Origin of the sequence: Streptomyces katrae (assembly GCF_000717655.1) — a bacterium.
GTDB lineage: Bacteria > Actinomycetota > Actinomycetes > Streptomycetales > Streptomycetaceae > Streptomyces > Streptomyces katrae_B.
The window spans coordinates 83,303-107,415 of sequence record NZ_JNZY01000043.1; the positions used below are offsets into that span (position 1 = coordinate 83,303).

Annotated in this window: 18 protein-coding genes; 11 read left to right on the plus strand and 7 right to left on the minus strand. The window is 72.8% G+C overall.

The window, feature by feature from the left end; all coding sequences use genetic code 11:
* Window positions 1-115 precede the first annotated feature (115 nt).
* Window positions 116-694: an NADPH-dependent FMN reductase gene (locus IF09_RS0133760; protein ID WP_030302398.1), complete on the minus strand. Its 579-nt coding sequence runs from the start codon at window positions 692-694 to the stop codon at window positions 116-118.
* A 252-nt stretch (window positions 695-946) separates the two neighbouring features.
* Between IF09_RS0133760 and IF09_RS0133765 the strand changes: the two genes are divergently transcribed.
* Window positions 947-1,852, plus strand: a complete 906-nt coding sequence (locus IF09_RS0133765; RefSeq protein WP_051833366.1) for a pirin family protein — start codon at window positions 947-949, stop codon at window positions 1,850-1,852.
* Window positions 1,853-1,926: 74 nt separating this feature from the next.
* Here the strand turns inward: IF09_RS0133765 and IF09_RS47590 are convergent, their stop codons facing one another.
* Together IF09_RS47590 and IF09_RS0133775 are read right to left on the minus strand one after the other, a co-directional pair.
* Entirely contained in the window at window positions 1,927-3,387 is a 1,461-nt protein-coding gene (locus IF09_RS47590; protein ID WP_030302403.1) for a hypothetical protein, read from the minus strand.
* A 40-nt stretch (window positions 3,388-3,427) separates the two neighbouring features.
* On the minus strand, window positions 3,428-4,087 hold the full coding sequence (locus tag IF09_RS0133775; protein ID WP_030302405.1) for a TetR/AcrR family transcriptional regulator: 660 nt from the start codon (window positions 4,085-4,087) through the stop codon (window positions 3,428-3,430).
* A gap of 182 nt (window positions 4,088-4,269) precedes the next feature.
* Between IF09_RS0133775 and IF09_RS0133780 the strand changes: the two genes are divergently transcribed.
* The 9 genes from IF09_RS0133780 to IF09_RS0133825 all read left to right on the plus strand — a co-directional run bounded on the left by IF09_RS0133780 (window position 4,270) and on the right by IF09_RS0133825 (window position 17,310).
* Window positions 4,270-4,821 (plus strand): SRPBCC family protein, encoded by a 552-nt coding sequence (locus IF09_RS0133780; RefSeq protein WP_030302407.1) that lies wholly within the window; start codon window positions 4,270-4,272, stop codon window positions 4,819-4,821.
* A 70-nt stretch (window positions 4,822-4,891) separates the two neighbouring features.
* Window positions 4,892-6,493 carry a class I adenylate-forming enzyme family protein gene (locus tag IF09_RS0133785; RefSeq protein ID WP_051833367.1) on the plus strand — a complete coding sequence of 534 codons (1,602 nt, stop codon included), beginning with the start codon at window positions 4,892-4,894 and terminating at the stop codon, window positions 6,491-6,493.
* Window positions 6,493-7,707, plus strand: a complete 1,215-nt coding sequence (locus IF09_RS0133790; protein ID WP_030302411.1) for an FAD-dependent oxidoreductase — start codon at window positions 6,493-6,495, stop codon at window positions 7,705-7,707. The genes IF09_RS0133785 and IF09_RS0133790 overlap by 1 nt, the downstream gene beginning before the upstream one ends.
* The gene (locus tag IF09_RS0133795) at window positions 7,704-9,701 is read left to right on the plus strand and encodes an FAD/NAD(P)-binding protein (RefSeq protein ID WP_051833368.1); all 1,998 of its coding nucleotides are present in this window, start codon (window positions 7,704-7,706) and stop codon (window positions 9,699-9,701) included. Before IF09_RS0133790 ends, IF09_RS0133795 begins: the two co-directional genes overlap by 4 nt.
* The gene (gene pcaB, locus IF09_RS0133800; protein WP_030302414.1) at window positions 9,698-11,134 is read left to right on the plus strand and encodes a 3-carboxy-cis,cis-muconate cycloisomerase; all 1,437 of its coding nucleotides are present in this window, start codon (window positions 9,698-9,700) and stop codon (window positions 11,132-11,134) included. The genes IF09_RS0133795 and pcaB overlap by 4 nt, the downstream gene beginning before the upstream one ends.
* 90 nt (window positions 11,135-11,224) lie before the next feature.
* A complete protein-coding gene (locus IF09_RS0133805; protein ID WP_051833369.1) occupies window positions 11,225-12,616 on the plus strand; it encodes an MFS transporter in 1,392 nt (463 codons plus the stop codon).
* Complete coding sequence (locus tag IF09_RS0133815; protein ID WP_030302416.1) at window positions 12,609-14,705, plus strand: molybdopterin oxidoreductase family protein; 2,097 nt, start codon at window positions 12,609-12,611, stop codon at window positions 14,703-14,705. The genes IF09_RS0133805 and IF09_RS0133815 overlap by 8 nt, the downstream gene beginning before the upstream one ends.
* Window positions 14,702-16,093, plus strand: a complete 1,392-nt coding sequence (locus IF09_RS0133820; protein WP_234321247.1) for an FAD-dependent oxidoreductase — start codon at window positions 14,702-14,704, stop codon at window positions 16,091-16,093. The genes IF09_RS0133815 and IF09_RS0133820 overlap by 4 nt, the downstream gene beginning before the upstream one ends.
* On the plus strand, window positions 16,090-17,310 hold the full coding sequence (locus tag IF09_RS0133825; protein WP_030302418.1) for an FAD-dependent oxidoreductase: 1,221 nt from the start codon (window positions 16,090-16,092) through the stop codon (window positions 17,308-17,310). The genes IF09_RS0133820 and IF09_RS0133825 overlap by 4 nt, the downstream gene beginning before the upstream one ends.
* A 135-nt stretch (window positions 17,311-17,445) precedes the next feature.
* Here the strand turns inward: IF09_RS0133825 and IF09_RS0133830 are convergent, their stop codons facing one another.
* From IF09_RS0133830 to IF09_RS0133845, 4 genes are all read right to left on the minus strand, one after another.
* Window positions 17,446-18,660: an acyltransferase family protein gene (locus IF09_RS0133830; protein ID WP_106975197.1), complete on the minus strand. Its 1,215-nt coding sequence runs from the start codon at window positions 18,658-18,660 to the stop codon at window positions 17,446-17,448.
* 133 nt (window positions 18,661-18,793) lie between these two features.
* Window positions 18,794-20,176, minus strand: coding sequence for an aldehyde dehydrogenase family protein (locus IF09_RS0133835; RefSeq protein WP_030302423.1), 1,383 nt, complete (start codon window positions 20,174-20,176; stop codon window positions 18,794-18,796).
* Complete coding sequence (locus IF09_RS0133840; protein ID WP_030302424.1) at window positions 20,176-21,279, minus strand: AMP-binding protein; 1,104 nt, start codon at window positions 21,277-21,279, stop codon at window positions 20,176-20,178. Before IF09_RS0133840 ends, IF09_RS0133835 begins: the two co-directional genes overlap by 1 nt.
* Window positions 21,280-21,386: 107 nt before the next feature.
* Window positions 21,387-22,178 (minus strand): arylamine N-acetyltransferase family protein, encoded by a 792-nt coding sequence (locus tag IF09_RS0133845; protein ID WP_030302426.1) that lies wholly within the window; start codon window positions 22,176-22,178, stop codon window positions 21,387-21,389.
* Between the two features lie 251 nt (window positions 22,179-22,429).
* Here IF09_RS0133845 and IF09_RS0133850 point away from each other — a divergent pair, with 251 nt between their 5' ends.
* Window positions 22,430-24,100 carry a carboxylesterase family protein gene (locus IF09_RS0133850; RefSeq protein WP_037636742.1) on the plus strand — a complete coding sequence of 557 codons (1,671 nt, stop codon included), beginning with the start codon at window positions 22,430-22,432 and terminating at the stop codon, window positions 24,098-24,100.
* Window positions 24,101-24,113 lie beyond the last annotated feature (13 nt).

A 24,113-nucleotide genomic window follows, 5' to 3' on the forward strand; every position in this document is an offset into this window, starting at 1 on the left:
GGTGCCGGCGGACCCGGGAAAGACCGAAGGGCCGCTACGGGGGGTGTGAGCGGCCCTTCGGAGAGGGGGGATCGAGCAGGAGCTGGCGACTCCGGCCGGTGGGGGTGGTGCGGGCTCAGAGGTTGGCGGCCGCGTTCGCGCGGGTCTCGCGGATCTTCGTACCGAGCGCGGAGAGCAGCCCCTGCAGGATCTCGATGGTGGTCTCGTCCGTCAGGTTGCCGCCGTCGTCGAAGCGCTCCTGGGCGCGGAAGATCATCAGCTCGGGCTTGCCGACGACCTTGGAGTCCGTCCACAGGAACATCTGGCGCAGCGCGAGCTGGGCGCGCACGGTGCCGAAGTTGGTCTGCGCGGCGCCGGCGATCGCGATCGGCTTGCCGGTCAGCGAGGAGTTGAGGGCCGGGCGGCTCGCCCAGTCCAGGGCGTTCTTCAGGACACCGGGGATCCCGTAGTTGTACTCGGGGGTGGCGATGAAGATGCCGTCCGCCTCGGCGATGCGGCGCCGCAGGTCGGCCACGGCGACCGGGGCGGGCTCGACGTCGTGGTCGGTGTCGTAGGGCGGGATGTCGCGCAGGCCCTCGTAGATCTCGATGGCCAGGTCACCGGGGGCGAACTTCTGGGCGGCGCGCACGAGGGCGCTGTTGTACGAGGCGCCGCGCAGGCTGCCGGAGATGGCCAGGATCTTGAGCTCGGGCATGAACTGTCCTTCCGCAAAGGTGACATGCGCAGCGAATGCCGTGTCCGGCACGCCCCTGCGAGGTGAACGTCGGTGAATGGGCAGGAGTCTGTCCGCGCAGGCGATGCGCCGACAACGGCGGTGGGCGGTATCTGTCAGTTATCGGCGGACGGGACGGTCCGCAGGGCTTGATCGAGGACGGGACCTCCCGTATAACTGACACACGAACTGAACTGAACTGTACGGTTCATTCGCCGAGGGAGAGAAGGCATCATGACCACGCACGTTTCCGCTGTCGAGACCACCGCCGCGACCACGTCCGCGACCCGCTCGGTGATCGACGTACTGCAGCCGGTCCACACCCTCGAGGGCGAGGGCTTCCCGGTCCGCCGCCCCTTCCCCACGCCGCAGATCCCGCAGCTGGACCCCTTCCTGATGGTCGACCAGGTCGGCCCGGTGGACCTCGGCCCGGGCGAACCCAAGGGCGCCCCCGACCACCCGCACCGCGGCTTCGAGACCATCGCGTACGTGATGGAGGGCGACATCGAGTACGCGGACTCCACCGGCAACCGCGGGGTCGTACCGCCCGGGGGGGTCCAGTGGCTGACGGCGGGCGCGGGCGTGGTGCACTCCGCCCAGCCGACCGACGCCTTCCGCGCGGCCGGGGGCCTCCAGCACAACCTGCAGATCTGGGTGAACCTGCCCGCCGCCCGCAAGGGGCTGCGCCCGCGCACCCAGAACCACGGCGCTGCGCAGATCCCGGTGGTCCGGAACGTGGACGGCTCCTGGTTCAAGGTCATCGCCGGCTCGGCGCTCGGCGTGACCGGACCCTTCGACACCCAGGTCCCGGTGACGGTCGTGCACGCCTCCATCGCCCCGGGCGCGAGCGCGGTACTCCCGGCGCCGGCGGGCCGCAACGCGGCGGTGTACGTCCTGTCCGGCAGCGGCAAGGTCGCCTCGAGCGAGCTGGCCGACGGCGAACTGGCCGTACTCGGCGACGACGGCGACACGGTGTGCGTCGAGGGGGGCCCGGTCGGCGCCGACCTCCTCTTCCTGACGGGCGAGCCGATCGGCGAACCGGTCTTCCGCGCCGGCCCGTTCGTGATGAACACTCCGGAGGAGATCGACCAGGCCTTCGACGACTACGCGGCGGACCGCCTGGGCCGCTACGAGGACTGAGATCCGCACCGGATCCCGTCGGCGCCCGGACCGCGGAGCACCCGTCTAAGGGCTGTCCCGTAATCCCCGGTGGATCAGCGCGCGGCGTCGGATGCGGTGCATCGCAAGGCGGAGGAGCGTCCGCATACTGGGCGTATTCGGGCCAGAGCGGGCTGGGCGATGTCGGCGCCGGCGGAGAGCAGTGTACGGAGTCGGTCAATGCGGGTCAGGGCCGCCGGAGCGTCCGGTTCCGGTTCCGCGGCCTGGCGGGCCAGGGCATGGATGGCGGCCGCTGCCTCCTCCCTGTCGGGATCGGGCACGTCGCGGCTCGTCAGGACGAGCTCGAGGAGCCGGGTGAGGTCGTCGCCGCCGGGCGTCGTGGCGTGGTTGTTCTGGAAGTCCCTGACGACAATGTCCTGGGGCCGGTTGATGAACGTGGTGTTCTCGCCCTGGAAGTAGAAGTTCTCCGACATTCCTGCTCCTGAGATGACGACGACGTTGCCGGTGGCGGGGACGGCCGGCCGCAGGGCGGCCTTGATCGCGCCCTCGGCCCGGCGGACAGCGGCGAAGGCCGCCGCATCGTTCGAGCGCGGGGACAGCCCGTCCGCGGCTTCCACGGAACTCAGGACCCGGTTGATGCCGCCGAAGAGGAGCCGGAAGTATGCGGTCGAGGTCTGCTCGATCGAAAAGACGATCTTCTCCCCCTCATGGACCGGGCCGTCGAGCGCGTGGAAGAACGCCAGGCAGGGGAGGCGTTCGGATCCGATGCCGAGTCGGGAAGCGATCTCGTACGCACCCTGCGGATCGTACGGAGTCCACCGGAGCCAGCGGACCGCGTTCATGACCCGGTACAGCTCGGGCTCCATGTGGCGTCGCCAGTACTTCCTGGCCGCCGCCCGGTCGGCACGCCGCTCCACGGCGAAGACCCGGGTGGCGGGGCCGGACAGGACGTTCAGGTCGTCGAAGTGGGTCCGCACGTACGTGGCCAGCTCGGCGTCGGCCTCGGTGTAGAGCAGGACACCCCACAGGCGAGGGCCGCCGGCGGGCGCCACCGCCCGTTCCGCCAGCGGCAGCCAGCTGAGCAGCTCGTCCGCGTGGGAAGGCGCGGCCAGCATGTAGTCGGCCTGGGCCGGGTGCAGGACGGAGAGCACGATCAGATCCCCATCGGACAGCTCCGTACTCCGCAGGGGTAATGCATCCGGCAGGCGTTCGTCCGTCGCCGCGTCGGTGAGCCAGGTGCCCAGGACGGGGTTCCGGTCCGGCGGCCGATCAGCGTCGGAAGCGGCCTCCGGACGGAGGGTCCCCGCGCGCCGAGCCTCGTCCAGGCAGCGGACCTTCAGGGTGCGGACGTCGATCGAGCCGGCGTCGGGAACGTCGACCGCCAGGACCTCCCCGTGGATGCGCCGGTCGAGTGCTCGCCAGCGGTCGAGTCCCGCATCGGCCCCGAAGTTGCGGAGTCTCAGCCGCCACTCCAGGGTCCTCGCGGCCCCGCCGCTGTACGTCCCGTAATCGACCGCCGCCCAGTCCCCTTCGGCGACCACGACGTTCAGCTGCATGCGACCCCACCCTCGTTCGGCGTCGATTCCCCGTCGAAGGCTACGTGTTGACCGCGTACTGGTGGAGGAACATGTCCACCCCGCCCTGGATGAGGCGTTCCGCCAGGTCCTCGTCCAGGGCCGTGCCGTACGCGCCGTAGACCAGGTGGGGGGAGAGGACCAGGCCGGAGAGCTGGAGGACGGCCAGTTCCATGTCCGGGATGCGCAGCAGGCCGCGGTCGTCGAGGCGGCCCAGGGCCGCGGCCAGGGCGGCGTGCTGGCGGCCGGGGCCCTCCTCCTGCCAGGTGGCGCCGAGCTCCGGGAAGCGGTGGCGTTCCCCCGCGATCACGTTGCGCAGCGCCAGCACCTCCGGGGTGGTGAGACCGGCGACCCAGGTGCGGCAGGCCTCCAGCAGGTCGGTGCGGACGTCGTCCGACTCGGCGAGCCGGGCCTGGATCACCGACTGGGCCACCTCCAGCGCCTCGTCGAGCGTCTGCCCGATCACGGCGTTGAACAGGTTCTCCTTGCTGCCGAAGTGGTTGTAGATGGTGACCTTCGAGACGCCGGCCTCGGCGGCGAGCTGGTCCACCCCGGCTCCGAAGCCCTCGCGCAGGAACACCGTGCGGGCCGCCTCCAGGATGGCCTCGCGCTTGCGCGCTGCGCGCGCACCGGTGGGCACGGGCTGCTGCTGGGCTTCGGTGGCGCTGGTCCTTGCGGTCATGTCGGTCCCTGTTCCTCGAAGGTGCGGGTCCAGTCTAGGACCCAACTGAACTGTACCGTTGCGTTCAGTTGAACTGAACTGTATGGTTCATCTAGCTGAGAGCGCCAAACACGGCGCCCGACAGCGCAGTTGAGACCAGCAGCAGCAAGCACTCACCACGGTTCAGCCACAGGAGGTCACCCATGAGCGGCACCCAGACTCCCCTCTTCCGGTCCCGGGCCCAGGTCCACGTCTCCGCCACGCCGGCCGAGGTCTACGCCGTCGTCAGCGACCTGGCCCGGAGCGGCGAGTGGAGCCCCGAGTGCCTCGGCGGCGAGTGGACCACCGGCGCCCCCGGCGCGGTCGGCTCGGTGTTCCGCGGCGAGAACGAGCGGAGCGAGGACGTCGTCTCCTGGGCGCCGGTGGTGCGCGGCAAGTGGACGACGTACGCCGAGGTCGTCGCCGCCGAGCCCGGCCGGACCTTCCAGTGGGCCATGCACAACAGCTCCGGCGAGAAGCAGGACAGCGTCTGGGGCTTCTCCATCGAGGCGGACGGCAAGGGGAGCCTCCTGGTCCACCACTTCCGGATGGGCTCCGCCACCGAAGGGATCCGCGGCATCACCGCCGAGATGGACGAGGAGCAGAAGCAGCAGTTCTTCGCCGAGTGGGGCGAGAAGGTGGCCGGCGACCTCGCCGCGACCCTCGAGCGCATCAAGGCCGTCATCGAGACGGAACGGCCGGCGACCGCCTCCTGAGCCTTCTCTCTCTTCCTCTGCTCTTCCGTAACTGATCGTCCTTGCAACTTACTCGGGAAAGGTCCAGGCGATGATTCTGCAGCGCATCGGGAACAAGGGAATCCGGCTCGGCACGCTCTTCGAGCGGGCCGCGAGAAAGCACCCGTCGAACGTCGTGATCCTCGATCACGACCTGGACATAGCCCCGGGCCTGGGGCGCCGGGCGACCGTCGCCGAGGTCGCCGACCTCATCGACGACATGGCCTCGAGGCTCTGGGCCGCGGACGTACGGCCCGGCCGCCGAGTGGTCGTCTACAAGTCCGACGGCTTCGACATCACCCTGCTGGCCTGCGCCGTCGCCCGCATCGGCGCCGTCCCGGTGCTGCTGTCGCCGAAGCTCGACGGCGAGACCGTCGCCGAACTCGTACGCCGTACCGACCAGCCCTACCTGCTCACCGACCAGAACAAGCTGGAGACGGAGCTGCCCTCCTCGGTCTTCCAGGAGGCCGGGCAGGTCCTGCTCACCTCCGGCAGCTACCAGGACGCCACCGAGCTCGCCTCGCTCGCCGGCGTCCCCCGGGTCCCCGCCGTGACGATGCCGCCCGAGCACCCCACCCTGATCACGCACACCTCCGGCACCACCGGCACCCCCAAGCTCGCCGTCCACACCGGCGCCACCCTCGAGGCGCGCTACCGCCCGCAGGCCGCGATCACCAAGCCGCTCATACCGGGCCGCGAGACCATCGCCATGCACGTCTCCTTCGTCCACTCGCGGCTCATCACCGCCCTCGCCATCTCCCTCTTCCGCGGCTTCCCGATCGTCGTCCTCGCCGACTCCGACCCCAAGCAGGCCGCCGACCTCTTCGCCCGGCTGCGCCCCGGCATCCTGGAGGCCCACCCCAACTCCTTCATGGAGTGGGAGGAGATGGCCGACGACCCCCGCGGGCCGCTGGCCAACGTCAAGCTCTTCAGCAGCACCTTCGACGCCATCCACCCGCGCACCGTGCAGCGGCTGCTGGGCGCGACGAAGCGCAAGGCGCCGGTCTTCGGCCAGCTCTACGGGCAGAGCGAGATCGGCCCGGCCGTCGCACGCTCCTTCTCCAAGCGCCGCGGGCTCGACGCCGACGGCCGCTGCGTGGGCATGCCCTTCCCCGGCATGACGGACGTCCGCGTCGTCAGCCGCAACGGGCTGCCGCCCTCCGAGACCAACCCCGGCTTCATCGAGGTCAAGAGCGACGGCCGGATCGTCACCTATCTCGGCGAGCAGGAACGTTACGACAAGCAGGTCAACGACGGCTGGTGGCGGATGGGCGACGTCGGCTACCGCACCAAGTGGGGCTGCGTGCACCTGCTCGACCGCGAGGTCGACCTGATCGAGGGCTTCGGCTCCACCCTCGCCGCCGAGGACACCCTCTTCACCCGGCTGGACGAGCTCGCCGAGGTCATCATCATCCCCGACGAGAGCGGCCGCGCCGTCCCCGTCGTCTGCACCAAGGACGACAAGCCCCTCGACGCCGAGGCCTGGAAGGCCGCCGTCGCCGGACTGCCCCCGATGGCCGAGCCCGTCCAGTGGCGCCAGTCCGAACTGCCGCAGACCGCCACCACCAAGATCAAGCGGCTGGAGCTCGCCCGGCTGCTGACCGCAGGAGCCACCGCCGGCGCCACCGCCGACCGCACCGAGGAGAACGTCTGATGTCGAAGCTGATCATCGTCGGCGGAGGAATCGGCGGGCTGGCCACCGCCCTCGCCACCGCCCGCCAGGGACACCGCGTCCTCGTCCTGGAACGCGCCCCCGAATTCGCCGAGATCGGCGCCGGCATCCAGCTCGCGCCCAACGGCCTGCACGCCCTCGACCGCCTCGGCCTCGGGGACGCCGTCCGCGCCACCGCCGTACAGATGGACGAGCTCCGGTTCATGGACGGGGTCACCGGCCGGCACGTGGTCAGCATGGACCTGACCGAGCGCTACCGCGCCCGGTTCGGCAACCCGTACGCCGTCGTCCACCGCGCCGAACTGCACACCAAGCTGCTCGAGGCCTGCCGGGCCGACGACTCCATCGAACTGCGCAGCGCCGTCACCGCCGTCGGGTACGAGCAGGACGAGACCGGCGCCAGCGTCCTCCTCGAGGACGGCGAGCGGATCACCGGCGACGCCCTGATCGGCGCCGACGGCATCCACTCCGCGATCCGCGCCCAGCTCGTCGGCGACGGCGCACCCCGCAACTCCGGGATCACCGTCTACCGGGCGGTCATCCCGATGGAGCAGGTCCCCGAGGAGCTGCGCCACCTCACCTCGGTGACCTGGTGGACCGGGCCCCACTGCCACTTCGTGCACTACCCGATCGCCGGCGGCAAGTACCTCAACCTCGCGGCCAGCAGCGACAACAACGCGACCGAGACGCTCGCCGGGGTCCCCGCCTCCCCGGGCGACATCCGCCGCGAGTTCGCCGCCCTCGGCGAGGACGCACAGCGCCTGCTCGCCCTCGGCGAGGGCTGGAAGTCCTGGGTGCTGGTCGACCGGGACCCGGTCGACACCTGGACCGACGGCCGGGTCGCCCTGCTCGGCGACGCCGCCCACCCGATGCTCCACTACGTGGCGCAGGGCGCCTGCCAGGGCCTCGAGGACGCCGTGATCCTGGGCGACCTGCTCGACTGCGGCAGCGACGAACTCCCCGAGCGCTTCCAGAAGTTCAACGCCGAGCGGCGCGAGCGCACGGCCCGGATCCAGCTCCTCGCCCGGGAGAGCATCAAGCTCTGGCACACCTCCGGAGCCGCCGCCTCGGCCCGCAACGACCAGCTGTCCTCGTACACACCCGAGGAGCTCCACGACTACGTGGCCTGGATGCACGGCGCCCGCACACGCGACCAGTCCACCGAGAACACCGCCCCGAACGGAGAGCAGCGATGAACCGGAACCAGGGTCAGAAGCAGGGACGGCACCAGGTCGCCATCATCGGCGCCGGCCCGCGCGGCCTCTCCGTCCTGGAGCGCCTGTGCGCCAACGAGCGCAGGAACCCCCGGCACTCCGCGGTCACCGTCCACGTGGTCGACCCGTCGGCGCCGGGCGCCGGCCAGGTCTGGCGCTCCGACCAGTCCCAGCACCTGCTGATGAACACGGTCGCCTCCCAGATCACCATCTACACCGACGACAGCGTCCGTACCGAGGGGCCCATCGAGCCCGGCCCGAGCCTGTACGAATGGGCCAAGGACATCGCCTGCGACTCCGCCGACGAGGCCACCCTCGCCGAGGCCCGCCGGCTGGGCCCGAACACCTACCCCACCCGCGCCTTCTACGGGAGCTACCTGCGCGCCACCTTCGAGCGCGTCGTGGGCAACGCCCCCGCCCACGTCACCGTCGAGGTGCACCGCTCCCGGGCCGTGGCCATGGCCGACACGCACGGCACCACCGGCGGGCAGCAGGGCGTCCGCCTCGAGAACGGCACCCGGCTCAACGACCTCGACGCGATCGTGATGGCGCAGGGCCACGTACCGGCCCGGCTGACCCCCCGCGAGGCGAAGACCGCGAGCCTGGCCCGGATCCACCACCTCACGTACGTCACGCCCGCCAACCCGGCGGACCTGGACCTGAACGTGGTGGGGCCCGGTGAGAACGTCCTGCTGCGCGGCCTCGGTCTCAACTTCTTCGACCACATGGCGCTCTTCACCGCCGGCCGCGGCGGCACCTTCGGCCGCGCCGAGGACGGTCGCCTGGTCTACCGGCCCTCCGGCAACGAGCCCGTCCTGTACGCCAGTTCGCGGCGCGGCATCCCGTACCACGCCCGCGGTGAGAACGAGAAGGGCGCGTACGGCCGCTACCTGCCGCGCCTGCTGACCCCGCAGAAGATCGCCGAGATGCGCCGCCGCTCCGAGGACGGGGAGGGCATCAGCTTCTCCGCGGACCTGTGGCCGCTCATATCCCGCGAGACGGAGAGCGTGTACTACGGCACCCTCCTGGAGAGCCGCGGCCGCGGCGCCGAACGCGAGGGCTTCACCAAGCGCTACCTGTCGCTGGCCTCGGCGCAGGACCGGGGCTCGCTGCTGGACGTCTACGGCATCGAGGACGAGCAGCGCTGGGACTGGGAGAAGCTCTCCCGGCCGTACGGCGACCGCGAGTTCACCAGCCGCGAGGAGTTCCGGGACTGGCTGGTGGCGTACCTGGCCAAGGACGTCGCGGAGGCCAGGGCCGGCAACCTCAGCGGCCCGCTCAAGGCGGCCCTGGACGTGATGCGCGACCTGCGCAACGAGATCCGCCTCGCCGTCGACCACGGCGGCCTGGACGGCGACTCGCACCGCGACGACCTCGAAGGCTGGTACACGCCGCTCAACGCCTTCCTCTCCATCGGCCCGCCGGCCTCCCGGATCGAGGAGATGATCGCCCTCATCGACGCCGGCGTGCTCGTCCTGACCGGTCCGGGGACCGAGATCCGCGTCGACACCGCCGCCGGCGCCGACGCCACCTTCATCGCCCAGTCCCGTACCGTGCCCGGCCCCGCCGTCCGCGCCACCGTCCTGATCGAGGCCCGGCTGCCCGAGCCCGACCTGCGGCGCACCGACGACCCGCTGCTGCGCCACCTGCTCGACACCGAGCAGTGCACCACGTACCGCATCGCCGGCGCCGACGGCAGCAGCTACGAGTCCGGTGGCCTCGCCGTCACCGAGCGCCCGTACCGGCTGCTCGACGCCCGCGGCCGGGCCCACCCGCGCCGGTTCGCGTACGGTGTGCCCACCGAGTCCGTGCACTGGGTCACCGCGGCCGGCATCCGCCCGGGCGTCGACTCGGTCACCCTCGGCGACTCCGACGCCATCGCCCGCTCGGTCCTGGCCCTCCCGGCGGCGAGCGTGGTCCCCAGCGGTGTCGCGCCGCTGCCGGCCGAGACCGACCTGACCGGAGTCTTGGTATGAGCACGGCTGGTACGAGCCGGGCGGCGCAGGACGCGCTCACCGACGCGGGCCTGCTCTCGCCGGTACGGGCCGGCACCCCCGCCGAGGAAGCCGTCTCCGACCTGGCCTGGCTCCAGGCCATGCTCGACGCCGAGGCCGCCCTGGCCCGGGCCCAGGCCGGACTCGGCACCCTCCCGGAGGCCGCCGCCGAGGCCATCACCCGGGCGGCCCGGGCCGAGAACCTGGACCTGCGGGCCCTGGCCCTGGCCGCCCGGGAGACCGCGAACCCGGTGGTCGGTCTGGTGCAGGCGCTCACCCGGGTGGTCGCGGAGCAGGACACGCAGGGCACCGGAGCCGCCGAGTACGTGCACCGCGGCTCCACCAGCCAGGACATCTTCGACACCGGCGCCATGCTGGTCGCCGCCCGCACCCTGGGCCTGATCCGGGCCGACCTGGCCCGCACCGCCGAGGCCCTGGCCCGGCTGGCCGGTGAGCACCGGGACACGGCGATGGCGGGCCGCACGCTGGCCCTGCAGGCCGTGCCCACCACTTTCGGGCTGAAGGCGGCCGGGTGGCGGCAGCTGGTCCTGGACGCCGAACGGCGCCTGGCCCGGGTGCAGGACGACGGGCTGCCGGTGTCGCTCGGCGGCGCGGCGGGCACGCTGGCCGGCTACCTCGAATACGCCCGGATCGACGGCGCGGGGCCCCCGCTCGAGCCCGGTGCGTACCTGGACGACCTGGTCGGGGCCTTCGCCACCGAGACCGGACTCGCCCGCCCCGAACTGCCCTGGCACGTACTGCGCACCCCGGTCGCCGATCTCGCCGCCGCGCTCGCGTTCACCGCCGGCGCGCTCGGGAAGATCGCGGTCGACGTGCAGAACCTGGCCCGGACCGAGGTGGCCGAGGTCGCCGAGCCCGCCGTGGCCGGCCGCGGCAGCTCCTCGGCCATGCCCCACAAGCGCAATCCGGTCCTGAGCACGCTGCTGCGCAGCGCCGCCCTCCAGGTCCCCGTCCTCGCCACCGGGCTCGTGCAGTGCCTGGTCTCGGAGGACGAGCGCTCGGCCGGGGCCTGGCACGCCGAATGGCAGCTGCTGCGCGAGTCCTTGCGGCTGGTCGGCGGCGCCGCCCACACCGCGGTGGAGCTCGCCGAGGGGCTGACCGCCCGGCCGGAGCGGATGCGCGCCAATCTGCTGCTGACCGGCAGTCAGGTGGTCTCCGAGCGGATCGCGGCCGTGCTCGCACCGGAGTTGGGCAAGGCAGCCGCGAAGCAGCTGCTGACCCGGGTCTCGGCCGCGGCCGAGGAGAGCGGCCGGCCCCTGTACGAACTGCTCGCCGAGGAGCCGGTGTTCAAGGGACACCGGAGCACGGACGAGCTGGCCCGGCTGTGCGATCCCGGTACGTACACCGGGGGCGCGGGCCCGCTGGTGGACCGCGCGCTGACCCGGCCGAACTGAAATCCGAAATCCCCGGATCGGCCATGGCGGTTAACTGAACTGAACTGTATAGTTCAAAGAGTCAGCCGCCGAACAGAAAGCCGAGAAGCCATGACGCCGCCCGCACGGCCCGCACGGCCGGCAACCCGACGCTGGATCGAGGACTGGGACCCCGAGAACGAGGAGTTCTGGCAGCGCTCCGGCAAGCAGACCGCCCGCCGCAACCTGATCCTCTCCGTCCTCTCCGAGCACATCGGCTTCTCGGTGTGGAGCATGTGGTCGGTCCTCGTGCTCTTCATGTCACCCGAGATCGGCCTGGGCTTCACCCCCGCCCAGAAGTTCCTGCTCGTCGTCGTCCCCACCCTCGTCGGCGCCGCCCTCAGGCTCCCCTACAGCTACGCCGTGACCCGCTTCGGCGGCCGCAACTGGACCGTCTTCGCCTCGGGCGTCCTGCTCGTCCCCACCCTCGCCGCCCTGTACTTCGTGCAGCGCCCCGGCACCCCGCTGTGGGTGTTCCTGCTGATCGGCGCCGCCGGCGGGGTCGGCGGCGGCAACTTCGCCTCCTCGATGACCAACATCACCGCCCTCTTCCCGCAGCGCCTGCAGGGCTGGGCCCTCGGCATCAACGCGGGCGGCGGGAACCTCGGGGTCGCCGCGATCCAGCTGATCGGCCTGCTCGTCATCGCCACCGCGGGCAGCACCCACCCCGCGTACGTCATCGCCGTCTACCTCCCCCTCATCGTGGCGGCCTCGCTGCTCGCCGCCCTGAAGATGGACAACTTCGCGGCCGTGCGCAGCGCCCCCGGCGCCCAGCGCGAGGCCGCCCGCAACCCGCACACCTGGTGGATCTCGCTCCTCTACGTCGGCACCTTCGGCTCGTTCATCGGCTACGGCTTCGCCTTCGGGCTGGTGCTGCAGAGCCAGTTCGGCGCCACCCCGCTCGAGTCCGCCTCGTACACCTTCCTCGGGCCGCTCCTCGGCTCGCTGTTCCGGCCGGTGGGCGGGCTGCTGTCCGACCGGTGGGGCGGGGCCCGGGTCACGCTGCTGACGTTCTGCGCGATGGCGGCGGGCACCACGGTGCTGCTGCTGGCCTCGGCGCAGGGCTCGTACGGGCTCTTCGTCGCCGGCTTCACCGTCCTGTTCGTGCTGACCGGCATAGGCAACGGCTCGACGTACAAGATGATCCCGGCCGTCTTCGCCCGGCAGGCGGAGGAGGAGGTCACCTCCGGCCACGACGCGAGCGCGGCCTTCGCCCGGGCCCGCAGGCTGTCGGGTGCGGTCATCGGCATCGCGGGCGCGGTGGGCGCGCTCGGCGGGGTCGGGGTCAACCTGGTCTTCCGCAGTGCGTACAGCGGCCCCGCCGGGTCCGGCGAGCCCGCCTTCGCCGCCTTCCTCGGCTTCTACCTGGTGTGCATCCTGGTCACCCGGGCGGTCTACCTGCGCAGGCGGCCGGCCGGCGGGGGCGTGCCGGAGCGCGTACGGACCGGGGCCTCCCGTGTCTGAGACCACCGCCTCCTCCGAGGCCGTCACGCACTGCCCGTACTGCGCGCTGCAGTGCGGTACGCGGCTCACGCGCGCGGCAGGCCGTACGACCGTCGAGCCGACGCAGTTCCCGGTGAACCAGGGCGGGTTGTGCCAGAAGGGCTGGACCGCACCCGCGCTGCTGGACACCCCGGGGCGGCTCACCCGGCCCCTGGTGCGCGGCGCGGACGGCGTGCTCGCCCCCGCCACCTGGGAGGCCGCGCTCGACACGATCGCCGCCCGGCTGCGCGAGATCCGCGCCGGGCACGGCCCCGACGCGGTCGGCGTGTTCGGCGGCGGCGGACTCACCAACGAAAAGGCCTACCAGCTGGGCAAGTTCGCCCGGGTCGCGCTGGGCACCAGCCAGATCGACTACAACGGCCGGTTCTGCATGTCCTCGGCGGCCGCCGCCGGCTCCGCGGCCTTCGGGCTGGACCGGGGCCTGCCGTTCCCCGTCACCGACCTCGGCGGCGCGGACGTGATCCTGCTGGCCGGGGCCAACCCGGCCGAGACCATGCCGCCGCTGATGCGCCACCTGAACCGGGCGGCGCTGATCGTGATCGACCCGCGCCGCACCCCCACCGCCGAGGGCGCCGCCCTGCACCTCCAGCCGACCCCCGGCACCGATCTCGCGCTGGCCCTGGGCCTGTTCCACCTCGCCGTCGTCGAGGGACACGCCGACCGGGGCTACCTGAACAAGCGCACCACCGGCTTCGACGCCGCCTGGGCGCGCGCCGCCGCCTGGTGGCCCGAGCGGGTGGAGCGGGTCACCGGGGTCCCGGTCGCCGACATGCGCGAGGCCGTCCGGCTGCTGGCCGGCGCGGAGCGGGCGTACGTGCTGACCGGGCGCGGCGCCGAGCAGCACAGCAAGGGCACCGACACGGTCGCCGCGTTCATCAACCTCGCCCTCACCCTCGGCCTGCCCGGCCGCGAGGGCAGCGGCTACGGCTGCCTGACCGGCCAGGGCAACGGCCAGGGCGGGCGCGAGCACGGCCAGAAGGCCGACCAGCTGCCCGGCTACCGCATGCTGAGCGACCCCGCCGCGCGCGCCCACGTCGCCGCGGTGTGGGGGGTGGAGCCCGATGAGCTGCCGGGCCCCGGGCGCAGTGCGTACGAACTCCTCGACGCGCTCGGCACGGAGGGCGGACCGCGGGCCCTGCTCGTCTTCGGTTCGAACCCGGTGGTCTCGGCGCCGCACGCGGCCCGGATCGGAGAGCGGCTGAAGTCCCTGGACCTGCTGGTCGTGGCCGACTTCGTGCCGTCCGAGACCGCGCAGCTGGCGGACGTCGTCCTCCCCGTGACCCAGTGGGCCGAGGAGGAGGGCACGATGACCAACCTCGAAGGCCGGGTGCTGCGCAGGCGGCGGCTGCTGTCCCCGCCCGGCGAGGCCCGCAGCGACCTGGACGTGCTGCACGGCCTCGCGGTCCGGCTCGGCCAGCCCGCGGGCCGCTTCCCGACCGCGCCGCGCGAGGTGTTCGAGGAGCTGCGGCGGGCTTCGCAGGGCGGGCGGGCCGACTACTCCGGCATCAGCTACGACCGGCTCGACGCGGGTGAGGCGCTGCACTGGCCGTGCCCCGAGACCGCCGGGGGCGGGGCGGCGCACCCCGGCACCCCGCGCCTGTTCCTCGACGCCTTCGCCCACCCGGACGGGCTGGCCCGCTTCGCCGAGGTCGAGCACCGCGACGGGGCCGAGACGCCCGACGCCGCGTTCCCGCTGTACGCCACGACCGGGCGGGTGCTCGCCCAGTACCAGTCCGGTGCGCAGACCCGACGGGTCCCGGAGCTGGCCGCGGCCGCGCCGGAGGCGTTCGTGGAGGTCCACCCCGACACGGCCGGGCGGTACGGGCTGACCGACGGCGGGTGGGCCGAGGTCGGTTCGGCGCGCGGCAGCACGCTCGCCCGGGTCCGGCTGGTCCCCTCGCTGCGGACGGACACGGTGTTCCTGCCGTTCCACTTCGCCGGGGCGGGCCGGGCCAACCTGATCACGAGTGCGGCGCTCGATCCGCGCAGCAAGATGCCGGAGTTCAAGGTGTGCGCGGTACGGATCGAGCCGGCCGGGGCGGGGTCGTGAGCGCGGGCGAGGTGCTGGTGGTAGGCGGCGGCCCGGCCGCACAGCGGTTCGCGGAGCGGCTGCACCACCACGGGCACCGGGGCGGCATCACCGTGCTCGGCGCCGAGCCGCAGGCCCCGTACCAGCGGGCGCTGCTGGGCTCCGTCCTGGACGGGACGCTGCCGGCACCCGCCCTCGCCCTGCCCGTGCTGCCCGCGGGCATCCGCCTGCACACCGGGGTCACCGTGACCCGGATCGACCGCGCGCGCCGGCTCGTCCACGCCACCGACGGCACGGCCCGCTCCGTGCACCGCTACGACACCCTGGTCCTGGCGACCGGGTCCCGCCCGGCCGTCCCCCGGATCCCGGGGCTGCCGGCCGAGGGCGCGACGGCGCTGCGGACCCTCGCCGATGCCGCGCGGTGCGCCGCGGCGCCCCCGGGAGCCGCCGTCGTCCTGGGCGGCGGGCTGCTCGGGGTCGAGGCCGCCGCCGCGCTTCGCCGGGCCGGGCACGAGGTGGCCCTCGTCCACCGCGGGCCGCATCCGCTGCACCGGCGGCTGGACGCCGCCGCGGGCGCGCTGCTCACCCGGCGCCTGGAGGGCCTCGGGGTCGACGTCCATGCGGGCCGTACGGCGGCCGCGTACTGCCCCGGCAAGCTCACCCTCGACGACGGTCGCGTGCTCGCGGCCGACACCCTGCTGCTGTGCACCGGCACGGTCCCCGAGACCGGGCTCGCCCGCCGGGCCGGGCTCACCGTCCGCACCGGCGTGGTCGTCGACGGCCTCCTGCGCACCGACGACCCGCACATCCACGCCATCGGCGACTGCGCCGCCCACCCGGGCGACACCGCCGGGCACCTCGAACCCGCGTGGGCGCAGGCCGAGTCGCTGGCCCGGCAGCTCACCGGCGCCGCCCCGGCGTACGGCGGCACCCGGCAGATCACCCGGCTGCGGGTGCCCGGCCTCGACCTGGTCGCCCTGGGGCGGGGCGGGGCGGCCGCCGAGGGCGCGGAGGTGGTCGCGTTCAACGATCCGGCGCGCGGCCGGTACGCCCGCCTCACCCTGCACGGGCAGCGGATCACCGGGGCGGTCCTGCTGGGGCTGCCGCGGGCCATCGCCGCCGTGAGCCGGTTGTACGAGCTCGGCCTGCCGGTTCCGGCCGGACGCCTGGAGCTCCTGCTCGGCATCGCACCGGCCGCGCCGGGGGCCGGCGAACTCCCCGGCGACGCGGTCGTCTGCCGCTGCAACAACGTCACGAAGCACACCGTCACCGAGGCCTGCCGGGCCGGCGCCGCCGACCTGGCGCAGATCGCCACGACCACCCGCGCCACCACCGGCTGCGGCGGCTGTACGGACGTCGTCCGCGCGCTGTGTGCAGCCGTACGGCCCGAAGGGGGCAGCACGTCATGACCCGTACCGCTCGAACCCTCGTCGTCGCCGGGCACGGCATGGCCGGGCACCGGCTCGTCGCCGAGCTGCGGAGTCTCGACGCCGCCGGTGCCTGGCGGATCGTGGTGCTCGGGGAGGAGCCGCATCCCGCGTACGACCGGGTCGCGCTGTCCTCGTACCTCGACGGCCGCAGCGCGGCGGAGCTGGCCCTGGCCGGGCCCGGGTTCCTGGACGATCCGCTGCTGGATCTGCGGCTGAGCACCGGCGTGGCCGCCGTGGACCGGGCGGCGCGCACGGTGACCACCACCGCCGGCCATGTGGTCGCGTACGACGCGCTCGTCCTGGCCACCGGCTCGCGGCCGTTCGTGCCGCCCGTGCCGGGCCACGACCTGCCCGGCTGCTTCGGCTACCGCTCGCTCGGCGACCTCGACGCGATCCGCGCCGCCGCCGTGCCGGGCCGCCCCGGCGTGGTGATCGGCGGCGGGCTGCTCGGCCTGGAGGCCGCGAACGCGCTGCGGCTGCTCGGCATGGAGCCGCACGTGGTGGAACTGGCCCCGCGGCTGATGCCGTTGCAGGTGGACGCGGCAGGCGGCGGTGTCCTGGGGCGGCGCGTGGCGCAGCGCGGGCTGCGGATCCACTGCGGTGTGGCGACGGCGGCGATCACGGCGGGCCCGGACGGCCGGGTGGCCTCGGTGGTGCTGGCCGACGGCAGCTCCCTCGAGGCGGACGTCGTGGTGTTCTCGGCGGGGGTGCGGCCGCGGGACGAGCTCGCGGGCCCGGCGGGCCTGGCCACGGGCGGGCGCGGTGGGTTCCTCGTGGACGAGCTGTGCCGGACGCAGGACGAGCGGATCTGGGCGATCGGCGAGTGCGCGGCCGTGTCGGGCCGCTGCCACGGGCTGGCCGCACCGGGGTACCGGATGGCGGCCTCCGTCGCCCGGCAGCTGCTGGGCCTGGGCGGGGAGCCGTTCGGGGAGGCGGACCTGTCCACCCGCCTCAAGCTGCTCGGCGTGGAGGTGGCGAGCTTCGGCGACGCCCATGCGGCCGCCGAGGGCGCGGTGGAGCTGAGCCGGCTGGACGAGGCGGCGGGGACGTACGCGAAGCTCGTGCTGGACGCGGACTGCAGCACCCTGCTCGGCGGCATCCTCGTCGGTGACGCCCGCGCGTACGGCGAGCTGCGCCCGTACGTGGGCCTGGGCCTGCCCGCGGCGGGCCACCGGCTGCTGGCCGGGGCCGCCTGAAGGAGGCAGTACCCGGTACGCAGGGCGCCGCCCTTCGGGGTCCCGGGAACCCGAAGGGCGGCGCAGGGCAGGGCCGGTGGGGGCGCCGGTGGGGACGGCGCAGCCGTGCGGTGGAGCGGAACCGCGGTCAGACGGTCAGACGGTCTCGAGGGTGCGGCCCTCGGAGTCGGACGGGCCGGCGCCCCGGACGGCGGCCTCGGCCGCCGCGGCCTTCGCCGCCCTGGCCTTCCGGGAGCTGGAGAAGCGGCGCGTGATCGGCGCCTCCACCCAGGCGTACAGGGCCCACGAGAGCAGCACCGCGACGACGGTCTGTGCGGCGATCAGGGCGATGCCGACCGGGGTCGAGTAGAGCGCGTCGCCGAGCAGTTCCCGGGAGTAGGCCAGCACGATGTAGTGGAGCAGGTAGAAGGCGAAGGAGATCTCGCCGAGCCAGATCATGAACCGGTTGTTGAACGGCGTCGGCTTGTTCTCCGCGTCGCGCGTGGCGACGGCCGCGATCAGCAGCACGATCGGGACCAGGGTGACCGAGCGCTGCGCGTACAGGTGCTCCACGTTCATGGCGACCGCGTAGCTCACGGCCAGCAGCAGCGCCGACCAGGTCGTGCCGATGTTGCGCCAGCGGCCCGCGATCACGGCGCGGGCGACCAGGATGCCGAGGGCGAAGTCGAGCAGCCGGACGGGCGGCAGGACGTACGCGAACCAGTACTGCACGGTCGAGGTGCCGTCGGCGCCGGGCATCTGCATACCGCCGCCGGGGATGACCGCGTAGGTCAGCGTCGGGGTGAGGCAGATGGCGGCGACGACGCCGGCTATCCACCACTTCAGGCGCGCCGGGTCGATCTTCTTGATCAGCAGGAACAGCACCGGGAAGGCGAGGTAGAAGATCGCCTCGGCGCCGAGCGACCAGCTGGGCGGGTCCACGCTGAAGTTGGTGGCGAAGTCCGGCACCCACACCTGCACCATGAGCAGGTTGACCACGGCCTGCCAGGGCTTCGTCATGACCGCCGCGAACGTGAGCAGCGCGAGCGCCCACGTGATCACGTAGTTCGGGTAGATCTTGACGAAGCGGCGGCGCCAGAAGGCCCGCATGGTGTCCTGGTCGCGGGCCGACCAGGTCAGGACGAAGCCGCTGAGCACGAAGAAGAACGTGACGCCGAGCGCGCCGGCCTGCGAGGCGTACTTGGCGAACGCGTCGTTCGCCGCGTCGTCCTCGAAGAGGCGGATCCACGGCACCCCGAGGGAGGCGTGGAAGAAGAAGACCAGGAGGGCCGCGGGGAAGCGGAGTCCGGTCAGCGAGGGGAGCCGTGGCGGTCCCACAGGTCTGGACCCGGCCGTTCCATTCATGGACATGACAAATACGCTCCTTTGTGGGTGACGGGATGAGTGGGTGACGGGAAGAAAGGGAAGGCGGGAGACCCGTGCCCGCGCGGCGGTGCGCCGTACGCGAGCGGGTCCGGGCCGGGGCCCGGACCCCTCGGGTACGTCAGTCGCGGATGACGGTCTTGGTCCGCATCAGGAACTCGCCGAGGTAGCCGTCGTGCGGAACGCCCGGCCGGATCCAGTACGTCGGGTGGTCGCCCAGGTAGACGTTGCTGATGGTGGGCTCCTGGAGCAGCGCGTCGATCAGCGCCTCGTCCTCGGTGAACGCGGTCAGCACCAGCGAGTTGCGCAGCGGGCCGATCCCGTCGGCGGGCGACCACGGGGCCACCCACACGCAGGGGAAGGGCAGTTCGATGCCGGCCTGCTCGGCGTCCGGCCGCTCGAGCTGGTGCACGGCCGGGCGCAGTACGGCGCTCCCGTCGCCGAGCTCCTCCACGATGCCGTCGCCGCCGAGGTGCGCGGTGGTCCCGGCCGCCTTGGCGAGCAGGAACTTCTCGATCGCGCGCGCCCCCTCCACCGGCTGCACCGCGAGGACGGCCTTCGGGTCCTCCGGGGGCAGGCTGGGGATCGTGGCGAGGCGCTCGGCGATGGCCTGCGCGAGCGGCGCCGGGTCGCCGTCGATGAGCACGGTGGTGGCGTTGATGCAGGCCACACCGCCCTGGTGGCTGATGGAGTCCACGATGGTGTCGAGGTGGTCGCGCCAGTCGACACCGGCCGGGACCAGCATCTTGGAGCGGCCGGGGCCCTGCGGCAGCACGTTGGTGCCCGCGTACTTGCGCACGACGTCGTCGCCGCCGTACACGAGGCCGTAGTCGGCGCTGCGCAGGATCTCGTCCGCCGCCTCGTAGTCCGTGGGCAGCAGCACGACCTGGTCGTTGCCGAAGCCCGCGGCCCGCAGCGCCGAGATCAGCCGGTGCGGGGTGAACGGCTCGCGGCGCGAGGGCCGTACGGCCACGCGGTAGCCGAGGGCGAGGGCCTCGACCCACAGCGAGTGCGGGCCAGGGTGGTTGCCTGCGGCGTGCACGGCGAACACGTCGCCGCGCCGGGTCCACACGGCGCTGCCCGTACGGGTCTCCCCGGCGCGCCAGTCGTCCACCGCGCCGGTCGGCCGGGCCTGGTACGCGGCGAACCGGGACTGCTCGGTCGCCTCGATGATGGCGGCGGTCGCGGCCTGCACGACGCCGATCGGGACGCCGGAGACCCGGGCGACCGTGTGCTCGTACTCGGCGAACGACAGCCCGTCGATCGTCTCCTCGGCGAAGATCTTCCCGGCGCGGGCCAGCGCCGCCGTCCGCTCGTCGGCCGGCAGCGAGCCGGCCTTGCGCAGGGCGTCCATCGCGCGGGTCACGAACAGCTTCGGGACCAGGCTGAGTTCGGCGACCGGGGCGCCCGTCACGTCGGTGACGGTCATGCGCTTGCGGGCGCGGAAGGGTCCGGCGGGCCCGAGCGCGTCCAGCGTGATCAGACCGGCGCTCCCGGCGCTCATTAATAGACCCCTTCGATGACGGTCTCGTTGTCGAACTCCTGGACCGGCGCGATGTCCGCCACGGAGTCCCCGAGCTGCCAGATGCCCTCGGGGCCGGGCACACGGGTCGCGTAGTCGCGCTCGAGGTTGTTCGGCATGAACAGGCTCTTGCTGATGTGATGCATGACGACCTGGCCGCGATCGCCGTACGGGACGGTCTCGCGGGACTCGGGGTCGACCACGTCGAAGATCATGTGGGGGGAGAACGGGTCGTAGATGCACGGGTCGTCGTCGGAAAGGCCCGGGCGCTCGCTGGCGTTGCCGAGGATCATCGTCGAGCCGTAGCCGCTGTACAGGTGGGCCTTGGGGAAGACCTCGGTGCGGTACAGGTAGCGGGTGTCGGCGTCCATCTGGGTGCCGACCCAGTTGATCGCCTTGACCTTCTCGTCGATCAGCTTGGCGAGGTCGTCGCGGCGGGCGAGCCGCTCCAGGACCGGCGGCGTGCACATCAGGACGCCGATGTCCTGGGTCTGCAGCAGGAAGGCGACCTGGTCGACGATGTGCTCGGCGTACGCGCCCGCCTCGGCGCCCTTGCCGTCGGATATCAGCTTCTTGACCCAGCGCGGGTCGAGGTCGACGGTGAAGGCGAGGCCGCCGCGGAAGGCGGTCTGCCGCTTGATCACGTCACCGACCATGTGGGGCCCGGTCGGGGCGACGACCAGCCAGTTCACGTCCTGCGGGACGCCGTGGCGGTCCAGCTGGGCGCTGCTCCAGGCGAGCAGCCGGTCCAGCCACTCCCGGAGCAGGACGATGCGCTTGGGGGCGCCGGTGGTGCCGCCGCTCTCGTAGACGCCCACGACCTCGGGCTTCTCACCGTAACCGCGGGGTATGAGGTCCTCGGCCCGTACGTGGCGCAGTTCGTTGGCGAGGTTGGGGAACCTGCCGAGGTCGGCGAATCCGCCGATGTCGCTCAGCGGATCGAATCCGAGAGTTCCTGCGCGTTCCAGCCAGAACGGCGAACCCGTTTCCGGGGAGAAATGCCACCGCAGGGCGGCGCGCAGGAATTCGTCGGGGTCCGGCTGGGTGTCGAGTGGAAATTCCAGCAAGGGATCAACGATGGACACAATGCTCCTTCCGGATACGGAGTAACGCCGTACTCTTCGCATCGTGCGCCCCGCTGCAGCAGCCGGTCCACGGTATTCGGGTGAGTCCGTCAACTGTCTGTGTCAGGTCAGCTGGATCCCGACGGTCCGGTTTGCGCCACCGTCTTCGGGAGTTCGTCGAGCAGCATTCCGAAGTGGCCGCGGTAGGCGGCCAGGATCTGCTCGTCGCCCTCCAGCTGCTCGGTCGTGCGCACCCCGCCCTCGACCCTGACCAGGCGGTTCCCCTTGAGCGTGACCCGGCCGTCCGCGAGCGGCAGCGAGCAGAAGAGCTCCTGGAGGAAGGGCGAGTCGGGGCTGGTGCGCCACCACCACAGGGTGGGCCCGAAGTCCTCGAGGCGGCAGGGGCGGTCGTCGATCCGGTAGAGCGCGTTCCCCTCCAGGGACACGTCGAAGCCTCCGGCCGCGGCCGGCGCGACCCGGTACGCCCCGTTGGGGTCGCGCTGCACGTCAGTGGTGGCGAAGCGGAGCGGGTGGCGGCTGTTGCGGCCGAATCCGGCGTCGACCAGCCAGGGCTCGTCCAGGGTCACCCGCAGCGCGAGGTGGCACATGGCCGGCCCCAGCCCGTCCGGCCGGTAGACCCGGCCCGGCAGGATCTCGACCCGGTACCCGAGGGCGTCGAGCAGGACCGCGAAGGCCGTGTTCACCTCGTAGCAGCCGCCGCCGCGGCGCTGCCGCACGATCTTGTCGACGACCTGCTCGCCGAGGTGGATCTCGCGGTCGAGGTGGTAGTCGATGTTTTCGAAGGGCACCGAGAGGACATGCCGCTCCTGAAGGTGGCGCAGACCCTCGAGATCGGCTTTATCCGGCCTTTTCGCGCCGATCCGGCCGAGGTATTCGGCCACTCCTGCGTCGTCCAGCATCGCATTCTCCTTGACGATTCGAACCCGGCAGCGTACGCCGAATGAAAATACACGGCCACCCGTCGTTGCCGAATCGATCTGACGGACAACCCGGTACCTGACACAGTGCCGTTCCGTTTGTTGCGGGGTTCTCGCGCGGTTACCAGCATCGGATGGTCCGGAGTCATCCGACGCGGCACATTCGGTCCGAATGGGCACCGTGGAGTCGGCGTGACTGACCGCCCGCCGATGACGATGGAGAACCCACGGCAATGGCCACCTCAGCCGCCCACCGCCCTTCGCCAGACAACGATGCCGAAGCCGGGTCCGTGCTCGCGCACACCAGCGCCGGCGTGATCGCCGGGGAGCGCTGCGGACGGCTGTCCGTCTTCCGCGGCATCCCGTACGCCGCGCCGCCGGTCGGCGGCCTGCGCTTCGCCTCGCCGCGGCCGGCCGTCCCGTGGAACGGGGTGCGCGACGCCACGGCGTTCGCCCCCGAATCGCTCCAGCCGATCATCCCCGGCAGCGCCGAGGACTCCCTGTACGCCAACGTCTGGACGCCGGCCGCGCCCACCGCGCAGGCGCCGGGCGGCGCCACCGCCGAGGAGGACGCCGAGGGCGCCAGGCCCGTGCTCGTCTACATCCACGGCGGCGGCTGGATGGTCGGCGGCGGCAGCCTGCCCGTCTACGACGGGGCCCGCCTCGCCGACCGCGGCGACCTCGTCGTCGTCACCTTCAACTACCGCCTCGGCGCACTCGGCTTCGGCCTGCACGAGGAGTTCACCGACCCCGACACCGGCGACTTCGCCAACTGGGGCCTCCAGGACCAGGTGGCGCTGCTGCGCTGGGTCCACGACAACGCCGCGGCCTTCGGCGGCGACCCCGGCAACATCACCGTCGCCGGCACCTCCGCCGGCGGGGCGAGCACCTGGCAGCTCGCCCTCCTGCCGGAGCTGCGCGGCATCATCCGCCGCATCGTCCCGATCAGCGCCTGCCACGTGTGGGAGCCGTCCACCTCGCTGTCCCCGGCCGACTCCCGCCGGGCGTACGAGTCGGTCGCGCGCCGGCTCGGCACGACGGTGCCGGGCCTGCGGGAGGTCCCCGCGGCCGCCCTGATGGGCGCCTGGGAGGAGGTGTTCGGCGGGCTGCCCGGCGAGCGCGAGGTCGGCAGCGGCCGCGAGTTCCGCGGCCCGGTCGTCGACGGCCGCTGGATGAGCGCCTTCGACTACGAACTGCCCACCCCCGAGGTGCCGGTCATGGCGGTGCACGCCCGGACCGAGGGCTCGTTCTACACCGGCCCCTGCCCGCCGCAGCCCACCCCCACCCCGCCGCCCACCGACGCGGCCGAGCTCCGCGAAGCCGTGCGCGGCGTTCTGGAGAAGGGGATGGACAAGGCCCCGTACGAGCTGGCCGACGCCTGCATAGCCGCCTACCGGGAGGCCGCCGAGGCCGACGGGCTCCCGCTGGACCCGCTGTCGCTGTGGACGGAGATCTGGGGCGACGCGCTGTTCCGCTACCAGATCATGCGGCTGTCCGAGCGGCACGCCCGGCACGGCCGCTCGCCGCAGTACGTCATGGAGTTCGCGTACCCCGTCCGGCCGCCGCACCACGGCACCCCGCACGAGGCGACCTCGCCGTTCCTGTTCGGCACGTACGGCGACCCGGCGGCCATCTCCGCCACCTACCCGGTGCCGGAGAGCATGCCGCTGTTCCACGACGGGCCGCACGAGCGCGCCGTCTCCGAGACCTTCATGGACCTGGTGGCCGCCTTCGCCCGTGACGGCGTGCCCACCGGCCCGAGCAGCCCCGCGTGGCCGGTCTTCGATCCCGAGCACCCCAGCACGCTGGTCCTCGGCGGTGAGCAGGTCGCGGAGATCGCCACCACGTCGAAGCTGCGGCAGCTGCGGTTCTGGGACGAGTCCGGCTGGGTCCCGCGCACCTGACCTGCCCCGCGGC